Below are 10,581 nucleotides of genomic sequence, written 5' to 3' on the forward strand. Positions count from 1 at the left end.
AAAATCATCGCAACCGACTGCTTGACTCTGCTGCCGATCGAAATCGAACACGCTAGCTGAGATCGCGATCGCCACTACACCTGCTAACTCTGGCAATATCCTGAGATGACGAGTCACTTCAAAGCCATCCATCCCTGGCATGACTAAATCTAGAATCACGCAATCAGGCTGAAACGCCTGCGCCTTAGTCAAACCATCGAGACCGTCGATCGCTTCTAACACTTCAAAACCCAGTGGCTCCAGCATATTGACTATGACAGAACGGTTCGACCATTTGTCGTCTATTACCAACACTTTCAATTTGTTGCCTTTGAAACCAATAATTCTCCGTTGACTTGTGTTAGTAACTTCAGCTAATTGGCAAATTCTCGGTAATTCTAGCTCGAACCAGAAAACACTCCCTTGACCCAAAGTACTCTTGACCTCGATGTCGCCACCCATCTTTTGCACCAACTGCTTGCTAATTGCCAAACCCAAACCCGTTCCTTCAACGCGATCGCGATGCCTGCCTACCTGCTGAAATGGTAAGAAAATTTCTTCTAACTGTTCTGCTGCCATGCCAATTCCAGTATCTTCTACTTGAAACCGCAGCTTTCCAGCGCGATCGCTCACTTTAAAAGTCACGCTACCTTTTTCGGTAAACTTGACAGCATTGCCCAACAGATTGAGCAAGACTTGCCGCAGTCGTTTCTCGTCAGCATGAATGAATTGCGGCAGGTTAGACGGCTCGTAAGTTAAACAAATGCCTTTTTGCTCGGCGCGAATTTGACAGATATCAGCAATCCCCGCTAGAAATTCTAAAAAATTGAAATCGTGACAATCGAGTTCCATTTTTTGGGCTTCGATTTTGGAGATGTCTAGAATATCATCGATCAGAGTCAGCAAGTGATCGCCACAGCGATAAATGATATCTAAACCATTCTTTTGTTGCTCGGACAAAGCTGTTGCTTTCTTGAGAATTTGAGCGTAACCCAAAATGCCATTTAGCGGGGTGCGGAGTTCGTGGCTCATATTGGCTAAAAATTCACTCTTAGCCTGACTAGCAGCCTCGGCTGCTATTTCTGCTCGCTGGCGATCGCCGATTTCCTGTTGTAGTTGTACGTTCTTTGCTTGTAGCTCTAGCGTCCGCTCCGCTACTTTGGTTTCTAAAGACTGGTTATAATTTTCTAAATCGTGATAAAGACGAGCATTTTCGATTGAAATTGCGGCTTGAGCAGATAGCAGTTGTAAAATTTCCAGGCGATCGGGTGTAAAAGCTCCAGTCGTGAGATTGTTTTCTAGGTAGAGAATACCCGTCAGTTTCCCCTGGTGCAGAATTGGCGTGCATAAAACCGATTTTGGTTGGCGATCGACAATGTAAGGATCGGCAGCAAAGATTGCCTCAACAGCCGCGTTATTTAAAACGATAGATTCTAGAGTTCTGGCTACATAATTGATGACAGAAACAGGAAGTATAGGATACTTATCTGCCATTTCTAATATTCTGAGGGGTAGCGCTTCCTGCACCGCAATTTTATTTGGATCGATTCCTCCAGATGCTTCAATGTATAGTTCTCCTGCTTTATCTAAGAGTAAAAATCCTGTTTCTGCCCCTGCATTTTCTAGTACGATTTGCATGAGCTTGGTTAGCAGGTTACCTAAAACAATTTCGCCTGAAAGTGCTTGTGAAGCTTTCATCACAGTTGCTAAGTCTATGTTCTTGAAGCTTTCACTCAGTGTAGGGGTTGAAATTTGAGTAATAGCTTCGGATGAAGCTTGACGCTTCTGACTTTTAACAAGAATTTGAGGATAATCGATCTCTAGATCTTTAATTTTTGCCGTCGCTCCCCAACGTAGATAACCGTAGTAAGCTTCGATTAAGTAAACTTGAGCGATTTTATCTTTGCCTTGTAATAAATAAAATTTGGCTGCTAACTCATTCGCTAATGCTTCTTCTTGAATATATCCATGCTCTCTCGCACCAGCGATCGCGCGATCGTAATGCTCCATAGCTTGCCAATATTGACCTAATACCCGTGCTTGCTCTGCTTCTACTAATTCGTACTTATGCTGAAAATTCATCGGGGCATAACCCGCCCATTTTTGCATCTTTTTCTGATTATTGAGTACTCTGTCTAGAAGTTGTTCTTGTTGCGATCGCGATGCTGAGGGATACATGGCAATTTGTGCCAGAGAATCGTAGAAATAGAAGACTGGCACAACCAGAAACGCTTTGACTCCATCTAAATACTTTGCGGCTCGATCTGCATTTTCTAATGCTTGCTCGTACTCGCCAAATAAATAACAAAGAATCAGTTTGTTGATATAAAAGTAGTGTAATCCAGTGCGATCGTTGGCTTTCTGTAATAGCGGTAGCGATCGCTCTTCGTTGTACGCTTTACCTACCAAACAGCAACGATTTTGAGTTGGTTCGAGTAAGTTAGACACTGACTGCTGAAAGATTTGATTCCAACTTAAGGCATTTTCTTGCTTTAACTGAAGCAGAGAATCGCTGAGGTTTGCCATGTCTCGCTCCAGATTTGCCAGTTCCTGACCAGTAAAATAAGAATATTGGCATCTTTGCATGGCAGCATAGCCACCATATTCAAAATGTCCGTTTTCCAATCCATTTTGATATCCATTCAGTAGCAATGGCAAAGTCTCTCTAGCGTGTACTTTTCCATGCATCGTACATGCTCCGGCGACGAAAAATACACTTGTCTTGAGTTCTAGGGTGTTGAATCGTTCCACTAAGTTTAAAGCCAACTTGCCAAATTGATGAGCTGACTCAACATCCTCAACTATGCCGTTTAAAATCACGCCGTAACAAACATAACCGTAAGCCGAAAAAGGTGCATTGCCAAATTCCAGCGATAAATTCACCTGTTCGCAGACAACCAAGGGAAATAACATCGGTGCGGCTTGATAGGTGGGAGAACCTAAACTAGTTAGCATTCGGATAGCTGCCAGCTTATCAACCTCAGTCATTAACGATAGGTGAATCAAGTCTTCTATATTTTTCCCAGCCAAATTTGTTGCTGTGCGACTGAGTGCGTGTTGCAAATCTAAGGAACTAGGCGACTGGGGTAATCTCACCCCCAGCAGTTCCAGTGCTTGTAATCCAATGGCGATCGCTTCGAGTTGTTTGACTTGCGCCATGCAAGTTTGAATTTTGACTTCATAAACTTTCATTTTGTCAATCGGAGTTTTTGCCTGTTGTAAGACAATCGTTGCCCATTGCTCCATTTGCTCGAAGTCGCCATTCAGGTAAGCTGTTTCTACGGCTGATTCGTAGAGTGCCAGTGTTAGCTCATACTGATTCTGCCAGCTATTTGCTGTTAATAATCCCAAACCCACTTTAAAGTAGCGCATAGCAGACTCATATGCCGTTGCTGCTTTCGCTTTCTGACCTGCGATCGTATTTAGTTCGGCTAGCTCGTATTTTTCCGCATCTAAAGTGAGTAAGTCAGAGCCATAGTTTAGGTGATTAACTAAAGCAAAAATATTTTCTTTTTGTTCTTCAATTGCAGTATTTTTTAGTAGTAACTGACCAATTTTCAAATGGGTTGCTTGTTTTTGTGAATCAGGAATGAGAGAATAAGCTGCTTGCTGGACGCGATCGTGTAAAAACTTGTAACTAACTTTTAATGGTTTAACTAATAAAATTCTTGAGGTGTCTGGCTCGATAACGAGCGGAATTTTATATGCTTCAGAAAGGGGTAGAATTAGATTTGCTTGTAAGGCTTCCCATAAATCTTTCGCAGTTTCCAACAAAGATTTCTCATTGACAATAGCTAAAACATCTAATGTGAATTTATCTCCGATACAGGCAGCAAACTTAAGAACGTTCTGCGTTTTTGGTGATAATTTTTGAATTTGACTAACCATTAATTCCACAACATTGTCAGTAATATCAATTTCCTGAAGCACATGAACATCCCACTGCCAGCCAGCGCGATCGAAATCAAATGTCAACCGTCGATCTTGATATAGAGATTTCAGTAGTTGAGTTAAGAAAAAAGGATTACCTTGAGTTTTCTTAAACACTAATTCAGCCAGCGCTTTAGTTGTAGTAGTGTTCGTGCGGAGAGTATCGGCAATTAATTGGCTAGTGTGGGTAATTTGTAAAGGTTGAAGGACAATATCGTTTGTTACGACATGAGCTTGTTGAATCTCAGCCAAAGTCACCATTAGAGGATGAGAGCCACTGACCTCATTATCGCGATAAGCTCCGATTAATAATAAATATTGACTATTTGAGTCACAAACAAGCAACTGAATCAGTTTTAAAGAAGCTAGATCGACCCACTGTAAGTCATCTAAAAAAATAACTAGCGGATGTTCTGGTTGAGTAAATACGTGAATAAATTGTCGAAATACTCGATTAAATCGATTTTGAGATTCAGTTATTCCTAAACTAGGAACTACTGGCTGCACGCCAATAATACGTTCGACTTCGGGAATCACGTCAATAATTATCTGACCGTTAGAACCTAAAGCTGCCAAAAGCTTTGCTTGCCAACTTGCAATGCGATCGCTACTTTCGGTCAGTAATTGCCGGATTAATTCTTGAAACGCTTGAATTAAAGAAGTATAAGGAATATTTCGCTTAAATTGGTCGAATTTTCCCGAAATGAAATATCCCCGCGCTCCCACAATTGGTCTATGAACTTCGTTAACTAAAGAAGATTTACCGACCCCAGAATAACCGCTGACTAACATTATCTCGGTCGCTCCTCGACTGACGCGATCGAAAGCATCTATAAGAGTTGCAATTTCTCGTTCGCGACCGTAAAGTTTTTGAGGAATTAGAAATTGACTAGATAAATCGAGTTGTCCTGCACGGAAGGAAGAAATTTTTTGAGTCGTCTGTAACATTCTCAGACAAGTTTCTAAGTCAGCCTTTAAACCTATTGCACTTTGATAGCGGTCTTCTGCCGTTTTTGCTAGCAATTTCATCACGATTTCCGCGATCGCTGGCGGAATTTCTGGCTGATGTTCTCTAGGGGAGACTGGGGCTTTAGCAATATGGGAGTGAATAAGTTCTAGTGGATTGTTTGCCTGAAATGGTAGCCGTCCTGTCAGCATTTCATAGAAAGTCATACCTAATGAATAAAAGTCAGTTCGGTAATCGAGCGCGCGGTTCATCCTACCAGTTTGCTCTGGTGAGATATAGGCTAAATTACCTTCCAACAATTCAGGATGACGAATGGTCTGATTCTCTATAGGCAAGCGTGAAGCAAGGCTGAGATCGATAAACAACGCTTGACCTGTTTCGGGATTAACTAGGATATTGCAGGGCTGAATATCTTTATGAATAATGTTGTGTTGATGCAGATGAGCGACGGTTGAAACTAATTGAATAGCGATTGATAAAAAGCTATTTAATTCAATTTTTTCTTGCGATTCGAGCAGTTTTTTTAAAGATATCCCTGGAAAATCTGCATAGATGAGGGCTAAGCCGCTTTGATAACTTTCCAAAGCCAATGGTTGAACGAATCCTAATATTTTCAGGTCGTCAAGAATGTTATACTCGTGTTTTAAGTAAGTCAGCTCTTCTATAGATGTACGCTCGGCTTTCGGAGTTTTAATAATAACTGAGGTTTTGTCTGTATCCCTATAAGCACGATAAACAGTCGTGTTAGTGCATTCAGTCATAACTTCTAGTAGCGTGTAACCCGCGATCGCCATGCTCATATTCTGATTGCACTGAGAGAGTAAAAAATTTTAATAGATGTCAGTTCTTCGACACGTTTTTAATCATAGCCAAGTACTAATCTTAGCAAAAGTCACAGCTTTCAAGCTTTTTGTCAGGAAAAACTTAAACCCTTATCCGAGCGAATTTACGCGATCGCACTCACCCGCTCATCCAGCCTAGAGAGATCGCCAAAGCTATTTCTATTCGATAAAACTTGCACTGTCTTTCTCAAGGAAGATGTCAGTAATTAAACAGTAGTATAGATTTTTTGTGTAAAAAATGCTCATTTGATACACTCAAACGAGTATCGAATAAATCGCTTAGAAGTACTATTCCTTGAATCAAATTAACTAAATTACTCGATAGAGATTTGCATGGTTCGTTCTCGCCATTTTCGACTCGTATCTAACCCGATCGGCGCAATTTTTGCTATAGTCCTAGCTTTGGGCTTGTGGCTGCCCGCGATCGCCCAGACACCTACAAAAGCCCCTGTCGTGCTAGACGGACAACCAATCTTTCAAGTCAGCAATTCAGGACAATATAGCGCTCGGGAACGAGCAGAAGCGATCGCCAAACAACTACAAAATGTAGTTCAAGCCGATCGACCGCTCCAGGTAGAAATTGAACAACGCAACCAGTTACCAACAATTTTATTAAACGATCGCTACCTGCTGACAGTGACAGAACGAGATGCAATTCCAGGTAGCACGCCACAAGAGCAAGCAAGTCAATGGGTGCAGCAAATTCAGGAGGCATTAGAGCGAGCAAAAACAGAAAGAACGACAGCTTATCTTTGGCAAACTATTCTTTTAGCAGCAGGAATTGTCCTGATAGCTGCTGCTTTAACTTGGGGATTGGGATGGATTAAGCATCGTTTCTTTCAAGCGGCTCAAGAGCAATTAACTGCTAGTACGGAAGCTGATGCCGATCGCCAACCACTACGCATATTAGAATTTTTGTTCAAACTCGTGTTAGCGATCGCGCGGATCGGGCTTTGGGTAGGGGTTGTCCTTTACATCACAAACTTGTTTCCCTTTACGCGGCAGTGGAGTTACCAAATTGCTAGCGTTCTTACGACTAGTCTGGCATCACCCATTCTGACGTTGAGCAATAACTCTTACTCTGTTATCGACTTGGTAATTTTAGCCGGATTGCTGTTTGGCTTAGTCATCTTTGCTGGAATTGTCACCAATCTGTTTCGCTCTCGCGTGCTGCGGTATGCTGGCATCAATCGCGGCGCTCAGGAAGCGATCGCTATTCTTGCAAAATACGGTCTGATCTTTGTTGGCTCGCTGGTATTGCTGCAAATCTGGGGACTTGATATTAGCTCTTTAGCGATCGTTGCCAGTGCCTTAAGTGTGGGGATTGGTTTCGGCTTGCAAGATATTGCCAAAAACTTCGGTAGCGGGATCGTATTGGTATTCGAGCGCCCGATTCAGGTAGGGGATTTTGTCGAAGTGGGAGATTATAAAGGGACTGTCGAGCGGATCGGAGCCAGAAGCACTGAAATTCGCACCCTCGATCGCGTTTCGATCATCGTGCCGAATTCCCGCTTTCTCGAAAATGAAGCGATCAACTGGAGCCACCATAACCCGATCTCGCGCCTCCATCTCCCCGTTGGCGTTGCCTATGGTTGCGATGCCAAAGCTGTAGAAGCCGCTTTGCTAGAAGCCGCTCGCAACCATCCCAAGGTGTTAAAGTCTCCCCCGCCGCAAGTGCTGTTTAAAAGCTTTGGTGATAGCGCCCTAGATTTTGAATTATTAGTTTGGACGAAGGAACCGGAACGGCAATTTTTACTCACTAGCGATCTGTACTATCAAATCTATGACGTGCTGAACCAGAAAGACATTGAGATCCCTTTTCCGCAGCACGATCTCCATTTGCGTTCTGGAACGGTGGGACTTTCACCACAAGTCGAGTCAGCTTTAACTCAGATGCTGGCACGTTGGCACAATAACGGCAGCGATCGCCATTCCCATACTTCAGGTGACGGCAAATCGTAATTGGGAGGTTGTATATCTGCTCCCTACTCCCTGCTCGCTGCTCCCTGCTCGCTGCTCCCTGCTGCTGGTAATCGAACGGTGAAGGTACTGCCTTTGCCCAACTCGCTGTGTACCTCCAAGCTTCCCTTGTGTGCTTGAACGATCGCCATTGCGATCGCTAATCCCAAACCAGAACCGCCAGTCATCCTAGAGCGATCGCTATTCACGCGATAAAAGCGATCGAAAATCCGCTGCTGATGTTCTGGGGCAATCCCGATACCTGTATCTGCAACTCGAATGATGGCGCGATCGTCCTCTTTGTCTAAAATCGCCCTAACACAACCACCTGTAGAGGTGTATTGAATGGCATTAACCATCAAGTTAGTCACCAGACGATACATCTGTTCTTCATCCCCGACGATTTGTAATGGCTTATAGACTTTAATTTCAGCTTTCAGCGTGACTGCTGCGGCAAGCGCCAAAGATTCCAGTTCTTCTACCAAATCGCTAATAATATCGTTAAGACAACAAACTTGATGTTGCACTGGTAAAGATTGGCGCTCCATGCGCGATAGGAGTAGCAAATCTGCAACCAATGCCGTGAGTCGTTGGTTCTGGCGGTTGACGGTTTGCAAAATCTCGCGTGCTTCTGGTTCGGGCAAATGGGGCGATCGCAGTGCCGATTCAACGGTTGCTGCCAGTGCAGCTAGTGGAGTTCGCAGCTCGTGAGCGGCATCAGCCGTAAACTGTTGAATCTGTTGATATGACTGGTATACTGGCTGCATGGCTCTACCTGCCAGCCACCAACTCGAAACCGCTACGAGCACGATCGCGATCGGCAACCCCAGCCACAACACTAACTTGACATTTGCTAAATAAGCGTCAACATCGCTGAGGCTGCGTCCCACTTGTATGTATCCCCAAGGGCGATTGTCTTGAGTATGCAGCGACAGAGAAATTTGGTGGTAGCGATTTCCTTTGCTGTCAATTAAAGTTTGCCACATCGGTTCTCCTGGGGTTAAAGGTAAACCATCTGGCAGGAAACCTAAAAAAGCAACATTTTCTCCCGAAAGACTTAAAAATCTAGCATAGTAGTCGCCCTGGTGAATTGCCCCTAAAATGTGGTGTTTGTCCCTCTGTGGTATCTGTGGCAAAAGCTGTTGAATTGTTGGCTCTAAACGTCCTGGTTGTCGTAAATCTTTCTCAACATCGTCGTGTAGCGTACCAGCGACAACTTCTATCTCTCGGTTAAGAGTTTGCCAATGAGCATGGATAATTGCCCGATCGACTCCAAAGCCAAGCAAACCGAGAATAAAGCTCATGACAGATGCATACCAAATGACAAGTTGCCAGCGAGTTTGAGAAAAAAGCTTATTTTGCTGCATTGGCAATATTCAGGCGATAGCCTCTACCAGAGACCGTTTCGATCGCGCGATCGCTATCCACTACTGCTAATCGTCTTCTGAGCAGGCGAATTTGAGCTGCGACAACGTTACTTGTGGTATCCGCAGTGACTTCCCACAGTTGATTGCGAATCTGCTCGCTGGTGACAATCCGGTTTGGATGCTTCATGAAATACTCTAGCAGCTGAAACTCTTTATTCGTTAATGCAACTAACTGCTTACCACCCGATCGTTCGAGACGATAGACACTGCGGGTATCGTAGTCCAAAATTAAATTACCTGCTTGTAGTTGTTGGGGTTGAAGTTGAGGCGATCGCCGATGCAGTGCCTTAACTCTTGCTAGCAGTTCCGCCATACTAAATGGCTTTACTAAATAATCATCCGCCCCTGCACTCAAGCCAGCAACTCTATCTTCGACACTATCTTTGGCAGTTAGCATTAACACTGGTAGCGGGCTGTTTTGCCTCCTCAACCGCTTACAAAGGTCTATACCTGACATGCCAGGTAACAACCAGTCAAAGATAGCTAGCGTATACTGCATCTGCTGGTTTTCTAAGTAATCCCAAGCTTCCATACCGTTGAAAACCAAGTCAACCACATATTTTTCTTGGTTTAAGGTGCGCTTGATGGCAGTTCCTAAGTCTGGTTCGTCTTCAACTAGTAGCACTCTCATACTGTTGCATACAAATTACTGCTTAAAACTAAAACGTCCGTTGACTTTTTCACCTTTAATATCGGCAGTAACTTTCACTTGATATTGACCAGATGCATTGCTAGCTAGCAATGCTGCATAGTGTTTACCTTTACTGTCATACTTTAACGGAAGTGTTTTTTGCGTGCCATCGGGCATTTGAATTTGAGCCGTTACTTTAGCATTGGGAATTGCTGCATGGTTGTCTCCTCTTTGCAAGTAAAAATCCAAATGCGTTCCCTTGTTTTCTTTCACAGGCACTAGCTCTAAGTGATAAGCACCTGATTCTACAACTTGACCACCTTTTCTACTTTTACTATCTTTATTCGTGCTGGCTTTCTTGCTAATTATTTCAGCTTGTAATTCAATTTCTGAAGCTAGGACGTTTGAGCTGCGATCGCTACTCCCTAATAAAATAAATCCTACAATAGCTAAAAACAACAAGCTTGAATAGAATGATTTCATGATTCAAATCCGATTTATGAAATGTTTGTCAACAAGAATAGTTTGAGTAATTGCGCTGTTACATGATGGAACGTTGAGTTATATCTAAATCTGACATTAGCTCGGTCTTTTTGGGAAATAAAAACTAATGCTTTTTAAAGCGGACGATCCCCCTAACCCCGATGAATTGGGTAGCAATACCCCCCTTAAAAAGGGGGGCTAGGGGGGAAATTCTAGGATCTTATACTAGACATCTCCGAAAACATTCAACACGTTGATATGGCTAGCTTATAGCCTGCGCTTGCTCAACTCAAAAAGCAAGAGTTTTCACGATATAACTAAAGCTTGAGATAGTTTTAGTTAAAAATTAAGAGGAAAGTGTAT

General features: G+C 43.3%; 5 protein-coding genes. 1 reads left to right on the forward strand and 4 read right to left on the reverse strand.

Annotated features, from left to right (window positions below; genetic code table 11):
- The coding region (locus ACRC32_RS23130) for an AAA family ATPase (protein WP_438556184.1) at positions 1-5,676 on the reverse strand (5,676 nt) is incomplete at its 3' end.
- A gap of 375 nt (positions 5,677-6,051) precedes the next feature.
- On the opposite strand from ACRC32_RS23130, the gene ACRC32_RS23135 reads away from it, so the two are divergent.
- Positions 6,052-7,680, forward strand: coding sequence for a mechanosensitive ion channel family protein (locus ACRC32_RS23135; protein WP_438556185.1), 1,629 nt, complete (start codon positions 6,052-6,054; stop codon positions 7,678-7,680).
- A gap of 23 nt (positions 7,681-7,703) precedes the next feature.
- On the opposite strand, the gene rppB is transcribed toward ACRC32_RS23135, so the two are convergent.
- From rppB to ACRC32_RS23150, 3 genes are read right to left on the reverse strand one after another with little or no spacing between them, the layout of a single operon-like run.
- Positions 7,704-9,044 (reverse strand): two-component system sensor histidine kinase RppB, encoded by a 1,341-nt coding sequence (rppB, locus tag ACRC32_RS23140; RefSeq protein WP_438556186.1) that lies wholly within the window; start codon positions 9,042-9,044, stop codon positions 7,704-7,706.
- Positions 9,031-9,735 (reverse strand): two-component system response regulator RppA, encoded by a 705-nt coding sequence (gene rppA / locus ACRC32_RS23145; RefSeq protein ID WP_438556187.1) that lies wholly within the window; start codon positions 9,733-9,735, stop codon positions 9,031-9,033. Before rppA ends, rppB begins: the two co-directional genes overlap by 14 nt.
- A 15-nt stretch (positions 9,736-9,750) precedes the next feature.
- Positions 9,751-10,218, reverse strand: a complete 468-nt coding sequence (locus ACRC32_RS23150; RefSeq protein WP_438556188.1) for a hypothetical protein — start codon at positions 10,216-10,218, stop codon at positions 9,751-9,753.
- Between the last annotated feature and the right edge of the window lie 363 nt (positions 10,219-10,581).

The organism is Chroococcidiopsis sp., from assembly GCF_051657925.1.
Classification (GTDB): Bacteria; Cyanobacteriota; Cyanobacteriia; order Cyanobacteriales; family Chroococcidiopsidaceae; genus Chroococcidiopsis.